The 18,038-nt window shown below is 74.8% G+C and carries 8 protein-coding genes; 2 read left to right on the forward strand and 6 right to left on the reverse strand.

Annotated elements, in window-relative coordinates; all coding sequences use genetic code 11:
- Positions 1 to 17: 17 nt before the first annotated feature.
- The 5 genes from ACQP6G_RS13420 to ACQP6G_RS13440 form a co-directional block, all read right to left on the reverse strand.
- Positions 18 to 6,035, reverse strand: a complete 6,018-nt coding sequence (locus ACQP6G_RS13420) for an Ig-like domain-containing protein (protein WP_429764889.1) — start codon at positions 6,033 to 6,035, stop codon at positions 18 to 20.
- Between the two features lie 160 nt (positions 6,036 to 6,195).
- Positions 6,196 to 12,249, reverse strand: coding sequence for an Ig-like domain-containing protein (locus ACQP6G_RS13425; protein ID WP_429764890.1), 6,054 nt, complete (start codon positions 12,247 to 12,249; stop codon positions 6,196 to 6,198).
- 216 nt (positions 12,250 to 12,465) lie between these two features.
- The gene (locus ACQP6G_RS13430) at positions 12,466 to 13,533 is read right to left on the reverse strand and encodes an NAD(P)/FAD-dependent oxidoreductase (RefSeq protein WP_429764892.1); all 1,068 of its coding nucleotides are present in this window, start codon (positions 13,531 to 13,533) and stop codon (positions 12,466 to 12,468) included.
- Complete coding sequence (locus tag ACQP6G_RS13435; protein WP_429764893.1) at positions 13,533 to 14,057, reverse strand: isoprenylcysteine carboxyl methyltransferase family protein; 525 nt, start codon at positions 14,055 to 14,057, stop codon at positions 13,533 to 13,535. The genes ACQP6G_RS13430 and ACQP6G_RS13435 overlap by 1 nt, the downstream gene beginning before the upstream one ends.
- Positions 14,054 to 15,136 (reverse strand): type III polyketide synthase, encoded by a 1,083-nt coding sequence (locus ACQP6G_RS13440; protein WP_429764895.1) that lies wholly within the window; start codon positions 15,134 to 15,136, stop codon positions 14,054 to 14,056. Before ACQP6G_RS13440 ends, ACQP6G_RS13435 begins: the two co-directional genes overlap by 4 nt.
- Before the next feature lie 150 nt (positions 15,137 to 15,286).
- Here ACQP6G_RS13440 and ACQP6G_RS13445 point away from each other — a divergent pair, with 150 nt between their 5' ends.
- Both ACQP6G_RS13445 and ACQP6G_RS13450 read left to right on the forward strand, forming a co-directional pair.
- A complete protein-coding gene (locus ACQP6G_RS13445) occupies positions 15,287 to 16,162 on the forward strand; it encodes a UbiA family prenyltransferase (RefSeq protein ID WP_429764897.1) in 876 nt (291 codons plus the stop codon).
- A 62-nt stretch (positions 16,163 to 16,224) separates the two neighbouring features.
- Complete coding sequence (locus tag ACQP6G_RS13450) at positions 16,225 to 16,803, forward strand: prepilin peptidase (RefSeq protein WP_429764898.1); 579 nt, start codon at positions 16,225 to 16,227, stop codon at positions 16,801 to 16,803.
- 28 nt (positions 16,804 to 16,831) lie between these two features.
- Here the strand turns inward: ACQP6G_RS13450 and ACQP6G_RS13455 are convergent, their stop codons facing one another.
- Complete coding sequence (locus tag ACQP6G_RS13455) at positions 16,832 to 17,887, reverse strand: polyprenyl synthetase family protein (RefSeq protein ID WP_429764899.1); 1,056 nt, start codon at positions 17,885 to 17,887, stop codon at positions 16,832 to 16,834.
- Between the last annotated feature and the right edge of the window lie 151 nt (positions 17,888 to 18,038).

An 18,038-nucleotide genomic window follows, 5' to 3' on the forward strand; every position in this document is an offset into this window, starting at 1 on the left:
GGTGGTCTGCCTCGCGGTCATCGTGGCCAGGCCCGGCGCTCGAAGGTCCAGTCCTTGCCGTCGACGGTCACCCAGACATCAGCTCCGTGGAGAATGCCGGCCACGCAGTACAGGTCGGCGTACCCACCCGCGCGGAGGTAAGCGGTCTGGGTCGAGAACTCCCGCGCACCGCCGTTGTTGTGCCAGCAGTGGAAGCTGTAGGTGCCGGTGGGGAAGTCAGCGTTGGCATTGACCCGCAGCTTGGTGCAGTTGTTGGTGTCGCACCCGTCGACCTTGTAGACGACCCCCGAGTCCGTCACCCAGACCTTCGGCTGAGGGGGCGCGTCTGTGCTGCCACTGTCGGAGGCGTTGCCCGAGCACCCGGCCGCGTTGCAGGCCTTCGCGGAGGCGGAGTAGGACTTGCTGTACCCGCCGTCCACGTCGATCCGCCCGGTGCCGTTGCCGGACCCGGACTGGGAGCCGGACAGGCTCCAGGAGACGGTGCCGGTGTCGCCGTTCCAGCTGCCCGGGCCGCTGACGGTGAAGTACCCGTCCGTGGCCGAGGTCTTGGTCCACGTCACGCTGGGCGCGGACGGCACGCCGTAGGCCTTGACCCCGTTCGAGGCGGCGCTGGTGTCGCCCGCCCCGGCGGCGTTATGGGCCGTCACCGTGAAGGTGTACGAGTTCCCGGACGGGAGCCCCGTGAAGCGCCAGCTCGTGCCGGAGGTCGTCGCCGTGGCGCCGTTCGACGCCCGCACGGTGTAGCTGGTCACGGGCGAGCCGTTCGGGTCAGCGGCGCCCCAGGAGACGACGGGCACGCCCTTGTCGTCGGCGGCCTTGACCCCGGTGGGCACGCCGGGCTTGCCGAACGGCGTCACCGCGTTCGACGTCGCGCTGGTCTCTCCCTTGCCCGCCTTGTTCTCGGCGGTCACGGCGAACGTGTAGCTCGACTTGGTGTCCAGCTCGCCCACCGTCGTGGACGTGCCTGTCACCGACACCGTCTTCACCTTGGAGCCGCCCTGGAAGACGTCGAGATAGTACGTCTTGACCGCGTCGCCGTTGTCGGCCGGCGCGTTCCACGAGACGTCGATCTGGCCGCCCAGGGCGGTGTCGACGCGCGACGCGGACGGCGCCGACGGCGCGTCCGGCGGCCCGGCGGGGATCATCGTCGTCGACCAGGCGCCCCAGTCCGACGGGTCGGGGGCGGAGTTCACGGCCTGCACGCGCACCTTGTACGCCATGCCGTTGGTCAGGCCCTCCCAGACGATGCGTTCGCCGGTGACGCCGACCTTCTGGCTGGCGCCCGACGCCGGCGCAGGCGAGATCTCCAGGTTGACCGACGTGATCGGCGACCGGTCGGTGTACGAGGCGTTGGCCCACGTGACGACGAGGGACTCGTCGCCGAACTCGAGGACCGGTGCCGTCGGTGGTTCCGGCTTGTTGTCGGGCCGGGCCTCCGCGGACGCGGGCGAGGGCTTCGAGTCGCCGACCTCGTTGGTGGCCTGCACCGTGAACGTGTAGGTGACGTTGTTGGTCAGCCCGTCGAGGGTGCAGGTGGTCGTGGTGCACTCGAAGGTGTCGCCCTGGTTCGAGGTCACCGTGTACCCGGTGATCTCGGCGCCGTTGTTCTGCGGCGGCGTCCAGGACAGCACGACCGTCTCGGAGCGCACCTCCTCCACCTGAGGCGTCGACGGCGCCTCGGGCACGCCGAGCACGTTCAGCCGCACCCGACCCTCCACCTGGCGGTCCGGGTCCTTCGTCGCGTCCTGCACGCGGTAGACGGCCACGAGCGTGCCCACGAAGTCGGCGGAGGGCGTCACCACGACCTTGTCGCCGTCCACGACCGTGTCGCCGGAGCCTGTCTCGATGCTCGTCCCGAGCAGATCGAGCCCCTCGGGGGCGAACGGGTCGCTGTCGTTCGCGAGCACCGGGACGGAGACCGCCTCGCCCTGGTGCGCGTCGTCCACGACGTCGTCGATCGCGCGGGCGAGCGGACGCGTCGACGCCACCACCTGGACCGTGAGCGTGCCGTCGACCGGCGGGTGCTCGTCGTCCGTCACCGTGAACGGCACCGTGAGCCGGTTGCCCTTCGGCACCTCGGGCGACGCCTCGAGCGTGACCCGCGAGCCGGTCATCGTGGCGCTCAGCCCCTGCGGCAGCCCGCCGAGCTGGAAGCGCAGGTCGTCGTCGTCCGGGTCCTTGGCGAAGCGGCCCAGGTCGACGACGCTCTCCTCGCCGGCGGCGACCTCGCCGGACGGGTTGCCCGGCTCCGGCGGCAGGTTCTCCGGCGGCAGCACGGTGATCGGCAGCGTGAGCAGCGCGACGGCGCCCTCGGGGTCGTCGACGGACGTGCCGTCGGTGACCTCGAACGTCACCGAGGCCGGGCCGTCGTACTCCGCGCGCGGGGTGAAGGTCATGGTGGTCTCGCCGGTCACCTTGGCGGCGCCCTCGGTCGCGGTGACCTGGTCCTCCGTGGTCAGGCGCGGGGTGCGGCCCTCGACCACGAGCACGTGGTCGGCGATGTCGACGTCGAGCGTCTCGCCCGAGACGACCTCGAGCGGGGCCTGGCCCGGCTTGAGGATCGGCTTGGTCGACTCCATGCCCGGCACGACGACGAACGCCTTGGCGGTGAGCCCGTCCACGTCCGTCACCGTGTAGGTGATGACCTGACGGCTGCGGGTCAGCGGGACCTCGAGCGCGCCGTCGGCGGTGACGGTCACCCCGACCGACGCCACGTCGGCGTCGACGGCGACCTCGAGGTCGTCCGCCGCGCCGTCCGGGTCCTCGTCGTTGTCGAGCACCGGCACCGTCACGGTCGACCTGCCGAGGATGCTCGCCACGGGCACGGAGTCGTCGCGGGCGATCGGCCGCAGCAGCGGCGCGTCGTTCGCCACGGTGACGCTCACGGACGCCGAGGCCCGCGCGGCGTACGTGTCCTCGATCGCGTAGAAGAAGGTCGAGGTGCCCTCGTCGGCCGGCGTGCGCACGACGATGCGGTCGTCCGCCACCTTGGCATCGAGGTCCTCGCCGCCCTCGACGGCGCCGGGCACGAGGCCGATGACGTCGCCGTCCGGGTCCGCGTCGTTCGCCAGGGCCGGCACCGCGACGCGCCGCTCCGGGCGCACCGTGATCTCGTCGTCCGCGGCGACCGGCGGCTGGTTGGTCTCCGGGGGCTGCGCGATGCCGACGCGGATGACGCCGGTGGCGACCTCGCCGCGCGCGTCCTGGACGGTGTAGCGGAACGAGTCGCTGCCCTTGGCGTTCTTGCCGGCCTCGTAGTCGACGTAGCCGTCGGTCACCTCGGCCCGGCCCTGCGTGGGCCCGGTGGCGAGACCCGTGAGCTGCACGGAGTCGCCGTCCGGGTCGATCCCGTCCAGGGGCACCGGGATCCGCGTCGTGCCGCCGGACAGCACGCGGGCCTCCACGTCCTGCGGCACCGGGGCGGCGTTCTCCTTGCCGCCGCGGATGTGGATCGTGACCTGGGCGGAGTCCTCCTGGCCGTTCGGGTCGCGCACCTTGTAGATCGCGTACGCGGTGCCCTGCTCGGCCCCGGCGCGGAACCGCAGCCGGCCCTCGGAGACGAACAGCTCGCCCTGCGCCGGGTCCACCGTCTGCTCGAGCTCGTCGTCGAGCGTGAGCTCGAGCCCGTCGGGGTGGGTGTCGTTGTCCAGCACGTCGATGTTCACGTAGTCGCCCACGCGCACGGTGACCTCGTCGGCGGCGGCGTTCGGCGGCTGCAGCCGGTCCGGCGGCGGCACGGGCAGCACCCGCACCTCGCCGGTGGCCGTCTCCGTGCCGTTCGACACCGTGTACTCGAGCACGACCGCCTCGGCCAGGCGCCGCGTCTCGGTGATCCGGAGCATCTGGTGCGACAGCACGGCCACGCTCAGCCCCGAGTCGTCGGGCACGCGCACCGACTGCACCACGAGCACGCCGCCCGCGGGGTCCGTGTCGTTCGCCAGGACGTCCACCAGCGTGGAGCCGCCCGCGGGCAGCAGCGCGGTGTCCGCCACGACGACGGGCGCGCCGACCGCGGCGTCCGGGTCCTGGACGTCCACCCGGACCACGCCGGTGGTGGACGACGGCCCGTCGGTCACCTGGTACAGCACGTCGTAGGACTTCGGCTCCTGCGCGAGGAACGTGAACGTGCCCGCGTCGTAGTTGCGCGTGATCTCCGCCGGCGCGGCGTCGCTGACGTTCGTGAGACGCAGGTCGTCGCCGTTGGGGTCGGAGTCGTTCCTCAGCGGCTCGATCGTGACGGGCTGACCGGCCGTGACCACCACGTGGTCCCCGACCGCGACGGGGGGCTCCTGGCTGGCGAGCACCTCCACCCACAGCGTGCCCTCGACGACGCCGCCCAGCCCGTCGCCCACGGTCAGGGCGACCTTCTTGCGGCCGGTGCCCGACCCGCCGTCCCGGAACTCGACCGTGCCGTCCGGGTACGCGCGCACCTCGTCGCCCTGCACGGTGGGCGCGGCGGTGGCCAGGTAGACGTCGTCCCCGTCGGGGTCGCGGAAGTACGGGAGCACCTTGATCTGCGCCGTCCCGCCCTGCTGCACGCGCAGGACCGGCTCCCCGGACTGCTCGGGCTTCTCGTTCTCGGAGAGCGGGACCACCCGCAGGGAGACCTTCGCCTCGTCCGTGCCGCCGCGACCGTCGGAGACCTCGTAGGTGAACGACGCCGACCCGGAGCCGTCGCCCGGCACCACGACCTGCAGCGCCTTGCCGCCCAGCACCCGCTGCACGGTGAGCCCGTCGGGCTGGTCGCCCACGAGGCGCGCCGTGATGACGTCGCCGTCGGGGTCGAGGTCGTTGGCCAGCACGTCCAGCACCGTGGTGCGGCCGGGGCGGACCCCGAAGGAGTCGTCGTTCGCCTCCGGGGGGTCCTGCTTCTCGCGGTCCACGACCGTGTTGTCGACCAGCTCGGGCTTCGCGTCCTCGGCGTCCTCGTCCTGGCCCTCGGCCCGCTCCGGCAGCTTGATGTCCCAGTCGTCGACCTTCTCGTACTCGTCCAGCGCCATCCACAGGGTGCCGGCCGTGAGGTCGTTGAGCACCACGGCGTTCCGGTTCACCCGGTACTCCAGCTCCGTGGACTGGTCGATGCCCTCGAGCACCTCGGCGACGTCGCGGTCCGTGCCCTCGCAGTCGCGCACGATCTGCCCGGTGCCCGACCAGGCGCCGTACAGGCAGCCGCCCAGCTGCACCGGGGCGGCGGGCGAGCCGGACGCCTTGCGCTGCGTCGCGGCCCCGCCGTCCAGCGGCTGCAGCACCAGCGCGCCGGACGTCGCGTACGCCACCGACTCCGAGCCCATCCCCGGCAGCTGCAGCCGCGCGCCCTGCGCGTCGGCCACCTCGACGACGTCCCCGCCGGGCAGGCGCAGGCGGCCCGACGTGCGGTCCAGCACCACGACGTCGTCGCCGACGGTCGTGAGCACGACGTCGTCGTCCTTGCTCAGGAGGTCCAGCTTCTCGGACCGCGGCTCCTCGCCCGGCTCGACCGTCCAGAGGGCGTCCTCGGCGGGCACGACGACGAAGGCCGTCCCCGACTCGGACACGGCGACCTCGGCGTCGCCGTCGAGCTCCGCCGTCGGGTCGTCCTCCTCCGTGTCCAGCCCGGGGAACCGGTCGAGGCGGGTGACCCACAGCGCGTCCGCCTCGTCGTCCACCACGGCGACGCGGTCGCCGCCCATGGCGACCCGGGCCCCGGCCGGGAGCTTCGTCGTGGACGCGAACTTGAGCCGCGCGGGATCCACCACGTTGGCGCTCGAGGACCCGTCGTCAGCGACGAGCACGTCGCCCGCCTGCTGGTCGACGTCGAAGGCCGAGCTGCCCGCCAGGAGCGTGCCGTCGAGCGCCTTGGCGTCGGTGTTGAAGCGGCCCACGAGACCGGACGCCTGGTTCGTGACCCAGACGCCGGAGTCGTTGAGGTCCACGTCGGCCGTGGCCTCGCCGTCGTACAGGACGGCCGCGGTGACAACGCCCGCGGACAGCGCGAGGACGACCGTCGTCGCGATGCCCGAACGACGGTCTCCACGCAGGCGCGTGAGCAGGCTCAAGTTGTCCCCCGATGAGTTGGCGCTGCCGGCCTTCGGCCCCCGTCGGCCACACGCAGCGCCCGCACAGGATAGCCAGGCTTCTCCCGCTCGCGACAGGGGCGACCACTCTCCGGGCATGGGGAGAGGTCCCCATGCCCGAGATGTCCGGGGCGGCCCGGGGTCACCAGGTGGAGGCGGCGTACCGCTTGCCGTCGATCACCACGGCGACGCTCGTGCCGGGGTACCCGTAGTAGCAGTCGAGCTCGAACGACTGGCTGCCGGAGAAGCTCTTGGTGAAGCCCGGGCCGCCCGGCGTCGTCCAGACCTTGCTGCCCTCCATGATGATGTTGTGCCAGCCGTACTCGGTCGAGGCCGGGTTGTTGGCCGACCAGCACTCCACGCGGTGCGAGCCGCCGGGGAAGTCCTTCACGGTGACCTTGAAGTAGTTGCAGTTCCCGGACTGGCAGCCCGACTGCACGCCGCTGGAGCCGCCGCGGCTCACGGTCGCCGTCGGGGTCGGGGTCGTCCCCGAGTCGCTGCCCCACGAGCCGCACCCGGCCTCGTTGCACGCCCTCGCCCGCAGGGCGAAGGTCGTGCCGGTCTTCTTCTGCGTGGTCACGGTGAACGGGAAGCTCGTCCTGCTCCCGCTCCCGCTCTGGCCCTGGGTGAACGAGTACTCGATGCGCGAGATCGCGTTGCCGCCGTTGGAGCCCGCCGTCACCTTGAACGTGCCCTGCTCGGCGGAGACCCGTGACCAGGCGACGCCCGGCGCACCGGGCACGGTGTACGGCTTCACGGCGCCCGAGTAGCTCGTCCACGCCGAGCAGCCCGCGGCGTTGCACGCCTTGACGCGGAACCGGTACGACGTGCCGTTCGCCAGCCCGGAGTAGGTGTACGAGGTGCCCGTGGTCGTCTTGCTGCCGCCCTGGTCGGTCGCCACCGTGTAGGTGACGGGGTTGCCGTTGGCGTCGGCCGCGCCCCACGAGACGACGGCGCGACCGCTCGTGTCGGACCCCAGCGTCGCCGTCGGGTTCCCGGGCTTCCCCGGCTGGCCGAACGGCGTGACCTCGTTGGACCGCGGGCTCTTGCCGCCCTTGCCGGCCTTGTTCTCGGCGGTCACGGCGAACGTGTACGTCGCCTTGGTGTCCAGGCCCTCCAGGTCGATCGAGGTCCCCGTCGTCGTCTCGGTGGCCACCTTCGTGCCGTCCTCGACGACGTCCACGGAGTACTTCTTCACGGCGTCGCCGTTGGTGGCCGGCGCCTTCCACGCGACGTGCACCTGGCCGCCCAGGGGCGTGTCGACCCGGGCGGCGCTCGGGGCCGCGGGCGCGTCCGGCGGGCCCGCCGGCACCATGGTCGTCGACCAGGCGCCCCAGTCCGACGGGTCGGGGGCGGAGTTCACGGCCCGCACGCGCACCTTGTACGCCGTGCCGTTGGTCAGTCCCTCCCAGACGATGCGCTCGCCCGTGACGCCCACCTTCTGGGTCTCCCCCGACGCCGGCGCGGGCGAGATCTCCAGGTCGACGGAGCTGATCTGCGACCGGTCGGTGTACGACGCGTTGTCCCAGGTCACGACGAGGGAGCCGTCGCCGAACTCGAGCTGGGGCGCCGCGGGCGGGTCCGGCTTCTCGTCCGGCCTCGCCTCCGCCGACGCGGGCGACTTCTGCGACGGGCCCACCGCGTTGTTCGCCACCACCGTGAACGTGTAGGTGACGTCGTTCGTCAGCCCGTCGAGCGTGCACGTCGTCGTCGCGCACTCGAACGTGTCGCCCCGGTTCGACGTCACCGTGTACCCGGAGATCTCCGCACCGTTGTTCTGCGGCGGCGTCCACGACAGGACGACCGTCTCCGAGCGCACCTCCTCCACCTGCGGCGTCGACGGCGCCTCGGGCACGCCGAGCACGTTGACCGTGATGCGCCCCTCGACCTGGCGGTCGGGGTCCTTCGTGGCGTCCTGCACGGTGTAGCGCACCACCATGGTGCCGACGTAGTCGTCCGCCGGCGTGACGACCACCTGGTCGCCGTCCTTCGTCACGTCCGCGACGCCGGTCTCGACGGTGGCGTCGCCCACGAGCTCCAGCGGGCCGCGGTCCTCGAACGGGTTCGAGTCGTTCGCCAGCACGGGCACCGAGACCGCCTCGCCCTGGTGGGCGTCGTCCACGGTGTCGTCGACCGCTCGCGCGAGAGGTCGCGTCGACGCGACCACGGTCACGAGCATCTCGCCGTCGACGGGCGGGTGCTCGTCGTCGGTGACCGTGTACGGCACGGTGAGCTCGGTGCCCTTCGGCACGTCCGGGGACGCCTCGAGCGTGACGCGGGAGCCGGACGTCGTCGCCCTCACCCCGTCGGGCAGGGTGCCCAGCACGAACCGCAGGTCGTCGTCGTCCGGGTCCTTCGCGAACCGGCCCAGGTCGACGACGCTCTCCTCGCCGGCGGCGACCTCGCCCGACGGCGAGCCCGGCTCGGGTGGCAGGTTGTCCGGCGGCAGCACCGTGACGGGCAGGGTCAGCACGGCCGTGTGGCCCTCCGGGTCGTCGGGGCTCGTGCCGTCGGTGACCTCGAAGGTCACGCCGGCCGGGCCCGTGAACCCCTCGCGCGGCGTGAACGTCATCGTCGTCGCACCGGTGACCTCGGCGCTCCCCTCCAGGCCCTCGACCTGGTCGGCCGTCGTCAGGCGCGGGGTGCGGCCCTCGACCACGAGCACGTGGTCGGCGATGTCGACGTCGAGCGTCTCGCCCGACATCACCTCGAGCGGCGCCTGGCCCGGCGTGAGGATCGGCTGCACGGACGTCAGGCCGGGGACGACGACGAACGCCTTCGCGCTCTGCCCGTCGACGTCCGTGACGGTGTAGGTGATGACCTGGCGCTGCTCGGTGAGCGTCACGTCGAGCTCGCCGTCCGGCGTGGCCTCCGCCGTGGAGGACGAGGCCTCGACGGTGAGGTCGTCGGCCGCCCCGTCGCGGTCCTCGTCGTTGTCGAGCACCGGCACGGTCACCGACGTCTTGCCGAGCAGGTCCGCCACGGGCACCGCGTCGTCGCGCGCCACCGGTGGGAGCAGCGGCGCGTCCTTCGCCACCGTGACGCTCACCGAGGCGGAGCCGCGCGCCGCGTAGGTGTCCTCGATGGCGTAGAAGAACGTGGAGGTGCCCTCGTCGCCCGGGGTGCGCACGACGAGCCGGTCCTTCTCGACCTTCGGCGACAGCTCCTCCCCGCCCTCGAGCGACCCCGGGACCAGGCCGATCTGGTCCCCGTCCGGGTCCGAGTCGTTCTCCAGCGCCGGCACCGCCACGCGGCGGTCGGGCCGCACCGTGATCTCGTCGTCCTCCGCCACCGGCGGCTGGTTGGTGGCCGGCGGCTGCGCGACGCCGACGCGGACGACGCCGGTGGCGACCTCGCCGCGCGCGTCCTGCACCGTGTAGCGGAACGAGTCCACGCCGCTCGCGTCCTCGCCCGCCGCGTAGTCGACGTACCCGTCGACGACCTCCGCGCGACCGAGCGCGGGCCCGGACGCCAGGCCGGTGAGCTGCACGGAGTCGCCGTCCGGGTCGATGCCGTCCAGCGGCACCGGGATGCGCACCGTGCCGCCGGCGAGCGCGCGCGCCTCGACGTCCTGCGGCACCGGGGCGGAGCTCTCCTCGCCGCCGCGGACGTGGATCGTCACCTGGGCGGAGTCCTGCTGCCCGTTCGGGTCCGTCACGGTGTAGATGGCGTAGGCGGTGCCCGGCTCCGGGCCGGCGCGGAAGCGCAGCCGGTCCTCCGAGACGAACAGCTCGCCGCGCTCGGGGTCCACGCCCTGCTCGAGCTCGTCGTCCAGGGAGAGCTCGAGCCCGTCCGGGTGGGTGTCGTTGTCCAGCACGTCGATGTTCACGTAGTCGCCGGCGCGCACCGTGACCTCGTCCGGCGCCGCGTTGGGCGGCTGCAGCCGGTCGGGCGGCGGCACGGGCAGCACCCGCACCTGTCCCGTCGCGGTGTCGTTGCCGTTCGACACCGTGTACTCCAGCAGCACCGGCTCCGACACCCGGCGGGTCTCGGTGATCCGCAGCATCTGGTGCGAGAGCACCGCCACGCTCACGCCGGAGTCCTCCGGCACCTGCACGGACTGCACCACGAGGACGCCGCCCGCCGGGTCGGCGTCGTTGGCCAGCACGTCGACCAGGGCGGAACCGCCGGCCGGCAGCATCGCCGTGTCGGCCACGACGACGGGCGGGCCCGTCGCCTCGTCCGGGTCCTGCACGTCGACGCGGACCACGCCCGTGGTGGACCCGGGCCCGTCGCTGACCTGGTAGAGCACGTCGTAGGACCTCGGCTCCTGCGCCAGGAAGGTGAACGTCCCCGCGTCGTAGTTGCGCGTGATCTCCGCCGGCGACGCGTCGTTCACCTTCGACAGGCGCAGCTCGTCGCCGTTCGGGTCCGTGTCGTTCGTGAGGGGCTCGATCGTGATCGGCTGCCCCGCCGTGGCCACCACGTGGTCGCCGACCGCGACCGGCGGCTCGTTGCCGTCGCCGAGGACGTCCACCCGCAGCTCGCCCTCGACGACCTCGCCGCGGCCGTCCCCCACGACCAGCGTGACCTTCTTGCGGCCCGTCGACGAGCCGTTGTCGCGGAACTCGACCGTGCCGTCCGGGTACGCGCGCACCTCGTCGCCCTCGACGGTGACGTCCGCCGACGCGAGGTACACGTCGTCCCCGTCCGGGTCGCGGAAGTACGGCAGCACCTTGATCCGCGCCGACCGGCCCTGCTCGACCCGCAGCACCGGGTCGCCCGACTGCACGGGAGCCACGTTCTCGGTCTCGGGCGCCAGCCGCAGGTCGACCTTCGCCTGGTCCGTGCCGCCCCGCCCGTCCGACGCCTCGTACGTGAACGACACCGTCCCGGACGCGTCGTCGGGGACCACCGCCTGCAGCGCCTTGCCGCCCAGCACCCGCTCGACGCGCACGCCCTCCGGCTGGTCGCCGACGAGGTCGGCGGTCATCACGTCGCCGTCCGGGTCGAGGTCGTTGGACAGCACGTCCAGCACCGTCGCGCGGCCGGGCCGTGCCCCGTACTCGTCGTCCTTCGCCTCCGGCGGGTCCTGCTTGTCGCGGTCCACGACCGTGTTGTCGACCAGCTCGGGCTTCGCGTCCTCGGCGTCCTCGTCCGACCCCTCGGCCTGCTCGGGGAGCTTGATGTCCCAGTCGTCGACCTTCTCGTACTCGTCCAGCGCCATCCACAGCGTGCCGGCCGTGAGGTCGTTGAGGACGACGTTGCCGCGGTTGACCCGGTACTCCAGCTCCGTGGACCGGTCGATGCCCTCGAGCACCTCGTCGACGTCCCGGTCCGTGCCCTCGCAGTCGCGCACGATCTGCCCCGAGCCCGACCAGGCGCCGTACAGGCAACCCCCGACCTGCGCCGGCGCCGCCGGCGAGCCGGACGCCTTGCGCTGCGTCGGAGCCCCGCCGCCCAGCGGCTGCAGGGCCAGCGCCGAGGGCGTCGCGTACGCGACGGACGACGACGCCGCACCCGGCAGCTGGAGCCGCGCCTCCTGGGCGTCCGGCACCTCGACGACGTCCCCGCCGGGCAGCCGCAGCTCGCCCGCGCTGCGGTTCAGCAGCACCGGGTCGTCGCCCACCGCGGTGAGGACGACGTCGTCGCCGTCCTCGAGCATCCCCAGCTCGGTCGAGGTGGGCTCCTCCCCCGGCGCGACCGTCCACAGCACGTCCCGGCCCGGGACCACCGCGTAGGCGGTGCCCGACTCCGACACCACGACCTGCGCGGCCCCGTCCAGCTCCGCCGTCGGCTCGGTCGTCTTCGGGTCGAGGGACGGCAGGTCGGCCAACGACGTGACCCACAGCGATCCCGACTCGTCGTCGACGACCGCGACCCGGCCGCCGCCCATCGAGACCTCGGACCCGGCCGGCAGCGGCGTCGTCGACCCGAACTTCAGGCGCGCGACGTCCACGACGTTCGCCGCGCTGCTGCCGTCGTCCCCGACGAGCACCTGGCCCGCCTGCTGGTCCACGTCGAACGACGAGCTGCCGGCGAGGAGGACGCCGTCCAGCGCCTGGGCCGCCGTGTTGAACCGACCGACCTTCCCGGCGGCCTGGTTCGTCACCCACACGCCCGAGTCGTCCAGGTCGACGTCGGCCGTCGCCTCGCCGTCGTACAGCACCGCCGCGACGGCGACGCCCGCGGTCAGCGAGAGCACGACCGCCGTGGAGACGGTCGTGCGGCGGTCGGTGCGCAGTCGGGCGAACACGCCCACGGCTCCCCCCGGAGCGTCGGTCGACGACGACCCCACGGCGCACGCGCACACGACCGGAACCGGTCGGCGGGGTCTGGATGCCCGACAGAGTGCCAGACTTCACCCGCCCCGGGCAATGAGTCCGGGGAGGGTCGGGCGACGCGTCCCACGCCTCGGGACGCGCGGGCTCGGGCGCGCGGACTCAGGCGCGCGGCGCCCGCAGCCCGCGCGTCAGCGGGCCAGCCGCTCCACGACCTGCCCGTACAGGCGCGGCAGGCGGGCCGCGGCGGGGACCACGCCACGGCGCAGGGGCGACCTCGCGGCCGTCACCAGGCCCGTGGTCAGGGCGCGGTAGTCGCGGGTGACGCGAGCCCAGGCGCGCTCGTAGGCCGCGCCGTCCTCCAGGTGCTCGACGACGACGCGCGCCTGCGCCAACCCCACCCGCAGCCCCTCGCCCGTGAGGGCGTCCACGTACCCGGACGCGTCCCCGACCAGCCGGACGCGACCGGCCGCCCGCGCGGCGGAACGCACCCGCAGCGGGCCGGCGCCGAGCACCGGGCCGTCCGCCGCCGCCCCCGCGAGCCGATCGGCGAGCTCGGGCAGCGACGCGAGCCCCTCCTCGACGCCGACGCCCGGAGGGCCGAGCAGCGCGACCCCGACGAGATCGCCCGCGACCGGCGTCACGTACGCCTCTGCCCGCGGCCCCCAGTGGACCTCGACGAGGTCGGTCCACGGGGCCGTGCGGTAGTGCCGCCGCAGCCCGAACCGGCGCCGGCGTGCCCGAGACCCCTCACCGGGCCCGGCGGGCACCTCGAGCCCCACCGCCCTCCGCACCCGCGAGTGCAGCCCGTCGCACCCCAGGAGCCACCGTGCCCGTACCCCGCCCGCCACGACCCCGTCCGGCGCCTGCTCGACGGTCGTGACGCGGCGCGCGAGCACGACCGCTCCCGCCTCCTGTGCCGCGTCGTGCAGGCCCGCGTGCAGCGTCGTGCGCCGCACCCCTCGGCCGGGCCCGCCGGCGAAGCGGTGGTCGGCGACCACGTCGCTCTGCCGGTAGGAGATGCCGTGCAAGGGCCACCCCGCCGGGTCGACCCCGAGCCGCCGCACGGCCGCGAGCGCGCCCGGCATCAGCCCCTCCCCGCACGCCTTGTCGATCGGCGCGGGGCGCGGCTCGAGGACGACGACGCCCAGCCCGGCCCGCCGCGCCTCGATCGCCGCGGCGAGGCCGACGGGGCCGCCGCCGACCACGAGCACGTCCGTCTCGACGTCGACGCCCCGGTCGGGCGGGCGGCCGGGCATCAGCCGACCTCGGCAGCCCGCAGCGCGCGCTCCTCGGCGGGGATGCGGAACCCGAGCAGCAACCAGGCGTTCAGGACGGTGAACGCGAGGGCCGTCACCCACGCCGTGTGCACCAGCGGCAGCGCGACGCCCTCGACCACCACGGCCACGTAGTTGGGGTGCGCCAGCCAGCGGTAGGGGCCGCGGCGCACCAGCGGCAGCCCGGGCACCACGATCACGCGGGTGTTCCACCGCTCCCCCAGCGTCGCGATGCACCACCAGCGCAGGCCCTGGCTCGCGAGGACGAGCGCGAGCATGGGCCACCCCAGCCACGGCAGGAAGGGCCGGTCGGCGACGAGGACCTCCACGACGCACGCCACGAGCAGGCCCGTGTGCAGCGCGACCATCGCCGGGAAGTGACCGCGGCCGGACTCGACTCCCCCGCGCGCGAACGACCAGCGGGCGTGGCGCGCCGAGACCACGAGCTCGGCCAGCCGCTCCAGGCCGGTCGCGAGCACGAGGGCGGCGTAGAGCGCCGCGCTCATGCCGTCCCCGCCGCGGGCGCCCGCAGCAGCAGCAGCTCGACCGCGACGCCGGGCCCGAACGCCATGAGCACCGCCCACCCGCCCGGCGGCGGTGCGCCGTCGTCGAGGGTCGCCGCGAGCACGTGCAGCACGGACGACGACGACAGGTTGCCCTCGGCCGCCAGGGTCGCGCGGGTGCGGGCCACCGCCTCCTCGGGCAGGTCGAGGGCGTCGCGCACGGCGTCGACGATCTTCGGGCCGCCCGCGTGCACCACCCAGGTGCCGACGTCGCGCGGTTCCAGGCCGTGCGCGGCCAGCAGGTCCTTGACGTCGCCCGCGAGGTGCGCCCGCAGCAGCTCCGGGAGCTCCGCCGACAGCACGATGCCGAACCCGGTGTCCCGGACCTCCCACCCCAGGTGCCGCTCGGTGCCGGGGTAGAGCCGGCCTCGGGCGTCCACGACCCGCGGCCCGGGGCGCGGGCCGCGCGGCGCGACGTCGTCGCCCGCGACGACCACGGCGCTCGCCCCGTCCCCGAAGAGGCCGGACGAGAGCAGGTTCGCGGTCGAGCCGTCGTCCCGCTGCAGCGTGAGCGAGCACAGCTCGACGGAGACCAGCAGTGCCACCTGGTCCGGGTGGCCCGCGAGGTACTCGTGCAGGTGCGCCAGCCCGGCCGCGCCGCCCGCGCACCCGAGCCCGAACGAGGGCACCCGGCGCACGTCGGCCCGCAGGCCCAGGCGGCCCACCAGCCCGGCGTCGACCGACGGTGCCCCCACGCCCGTCACCGACGTGAAGAAGAGCAGGTCGACGTCGCCCGGGTCGACGCCCGCGGCCGCGAGCGCCTCCCGGCACGCCCGCTCGGCCAGCGCCGACCCCTCGCGGGCGAACACGGCGTTGGCGTCCGCGAACCCGAACGGCCGCTCGTAGTCGGCGAGCGGGAGCGCGAGGTGCCGGGTGCGCACTCCCGCGGCGGCGTGCAGGCGGCGGGCCAGCTCGCGCCGCGGCCCTGCGTCTGCCAGCAGCGGGGCGACCATCTCGGCGATCCGTTCCTGAGGGTGCGCCGGACCGGGCAGGACGGGGGCGACGGCGAGGACGCGCGACATGCTTCGCATCGTGGCACCGCAGCCGTTCCCCCGCGCGGGGGCGGTCGCTCCCGCCGCGCCGGGGCCCGGCGAAGGGGGCTGGGGGAAGGCCTGGCAAAGGGGCCTGCGAAGATCCCGGCGGGAGCGGGCCCGGCGGCGTAGGTTGCCCCCGTGGGCGGCGACACGACGGGGACGGCGCGGGTCACGCCCGCGGCGCGGGCGCGCGGCCTCCTGCTCGCCACGCACCCGGCGCCCGCGACGGTGGTCACGGGGCTGGCGCTGGTGTTCGCCGTCGGCGTCGGCCTCCCCGCGGGCCGTGCCGTGCTCGTCACGGCGGCCGTGGCCGCCGGCCAGCTGTCCGTGGGGTGGAGCAACGACTGGCTCGACGCCGCGCGCGACCGTCGCGTCGGGCGCGCGGACAAGCCGACCGTGACGGGCGCCGTCGCGCCCCGCGACCTCCGGACGGCCGCGTTCGCCGCCCTGGCCGGGTGCGTCGTCCTCTCCTTCGCGACGGGGCTCGTGCCGGGGCTGCTGCACGTCGCCGCGGTCGGCAGCGCCTGGTCGTACAACGCGCGGCTCAAGTCGACGCCCCTGTCGTGGCTGCCCTACGCCGTGAGCTTCGGCCTGCTGCCCGCGTTCGTCGTGGCCGCCGCGGGCGACGGCCGGGTCGTCGCCGGCTGGACGGTCGGCGCGGCCGCGCTGCTCGGCGTCGGCGCCCACCTCGCCAACGTGCTGCCGGACCTCGAGGACGACGCCGCCACCGGGGTGCGGGGCCTGCCCCACCGCCTGGGGCGGCGGGGCACGAGCGTGCTGGCGCCCGTGGTCCTCGCGGCGGGCAGCGTGGTGATCCTCCTCGGCCCGCCGGGCCCGCCCTCCGCGGCGTCGGTGACGCTCGCCGGCGGCGCGGTCCTGCTCGCCGCCCTCGCCGGGACCGTGGGGATCGTGCGACCGCACAGCCGCGCACCGTTCCTGCTGAGCCTGGCCGTGGCGGTGGTGTGCGTCGCGCAGCTCGTCCTCGCGGCCGACGCCGTGGCGCTCCCGGGCTGACCCGCCCCCACGGGCTGTGGACGGCGCCCCTGCGCCCCGACGCCGGCGCATAGCATCCGCAGGTGCCCCCGATCCTCCAGCGTGCCCGTGCCGAGGTCGCGCCCCACCGCCGCGCGGTGACGGGGGGAGCCGCCCTCGGGGCGGCGTGGGCGGTGTGGGCGAGCGGGCCCGGCTGGGCGACGCCGGCGCTCGTCGTGGCCGCCGTGGCGGGGGCCGCGCTCTGGGTGGTCGACGCCCGCACGCACCGGTTGCCGGACGCGCTCACCTACCCGGCGACGGCGGTCGCCGCCGCCCTGCTCGCCCTCGCGGCACTCGCCGGCGGGACGTGGGACGCGGCGCTGCGGGCGCTCCTCGGCGGCCTCCTGCTCGGCGGGGCGTACCTGCTGCTGCACCTCGTCCACCGCGCGGGGATGGGACGCGGCGACGCCAAGCTCGCCGTGCTCCTCGGCCTCGTCACCGCCTGGTACGGCTGGTCGGCGCTCGTCGCCGCGACGGTGCTCCCGATCCTGCTCGGCGGGTGCGTGGCGCTCGTCCTCATGGTCACCCGGCGGGCGTCGCGCGGGACGGCGCTGGCCTTCGGCCCGTACCTGCTCGCCGGCGCGGCGCTCGCGGTGACGTTCGCGCGGCTGGCCGCCGCCTAGCCGTACTGACCCGGGGCACGCCGCCCGGTCACGCCGTCCGGTCGGCCAGCGCCTGGGCGAGGTCGGCGAGCGCCTCCTTCACCGGGCCGTCGGGCAGCGGCGCCAGCTCCGCGGCGGCCTCGCGCGCCCACCGGCCGGCGAGCGCGCGGGTCTCGGCGAGCACGTCGTGCGCCCGCAGCTCCGCGACGACGGCGGCGAGCGCGTCGTCGCCGTCGAGATCGCCGTCGAGCCGGGCGACGAGCGCCGCGTCCGCCGCGGAGCCCTCGCCCCGCGCGACCCGCTGGCGCAGCAGCAGCACCGGCATCGTCGGCACGTGCTCGCGCAGGTCCGTGCCGGGCGTCTTGCCGGACTCGTCGCCGGACGACGCGATGTCGAGCACGTCGTCGGCGAGCTGGAACGCGACGCCCACCTTCTCGCCGTACGCCGCCACGGCCTCGACGACGGCGGGCTCGCAGCCGCCGAACATCGCGCCGAGGCGCGCCGACGTCGCGAGCAGCGACGCCGTCTTGTCGCTGAGCACCTGCAGGTAGTGCTCCACCGGGTCGTCGTCGGCCCCCGGCCCCATCGTCTCGTGCAGCTGGCCGAGGCACATGCGCTCGAACGTGCGCGACTGCAGCACCACCGCCTCCGGGCCGAGGCCCGCGACGAGCGCGGACGCCCGGGCGAAGAGGAGGTCGCCCACCAGGATCGCGACCGAGTTGCCCCACACCGTGTGCGCCGCGGGCGCCCCGCGGCGCAGCGGCGCGGAGTCCATGACGTCGTCGTGGTACAGCGACGCGACCTGCGTGAGCTCCACGACGACGGCCGCGTCCACCAGCTCCGTGCGCGACCCGTCGCCCAGCTCGCCCGCGAGCAGCGTGAGCAGCGGGCGGAACCGCTTGCCTCCGGCAGCGACGAGGTGCCGCGACGCGTCGTCGGCCAGGGCGTCCGCCGAGGCCACGGCGGCGTCGAGCGCCGCGTCCACCCGCGTCATGCGCTCGGCGAGCCGGTCGGCGAGCGCCGGGTCGGACAGCGGGATCGCCGGCGGCGCCGGGGGCGGCGTGGGCCCGGGCCGGGGGGCCGAGGCGGAAGGAGCGCGAGTCACTGTCCGAACCTATCCGTCCGGGGCGCCGAACACCGCACCGAGACAGCGCTCGGCCGCGTCAGGTCGGACACCCCGGCACGAGCGTCGGGCCGGCGGCTCGTCCCCGGGTCGGCACACGGGCGCGCCGGCCCGGGGACGGGATGCCGACCCG

The organism is Isoptericola nanjingensis (assembly GCF_050311635.1).
Lineage (GTDB): Bacteria > Actinomycetota > Actinomycetes > Actinomycetales > Cellulomonadaceae > Isoptericola > Isoptericola nanjingensis.

Excerpts from the sequence above, each read along its gene's own strand:
- ACQP6G_RS13430 (WP_429764892.1), bottom strand. The coding sequence starts at position 13,533 with ATGCCCGGCCGCCCGCCCGACCGGGGCGTCGACGTCGAGACGGACGTG.
- ACQP6G_RS13435 (WP_429764893.1), bottom strand. The coding sequence starts at position 14,057 with ATGAGCGCGGCGCTCTACGCCGCCCTCGTGCTCGCGACCGGCCTGGAG.
- ACQP6G_RS13440 (WP_429764895.1), bottom strand. The coding sequence starts at position 15,136 with ATGTCGCGCGTCCTCGCCGTCGCCCCCGTCCTGCCCGGTCCGGCGCAC.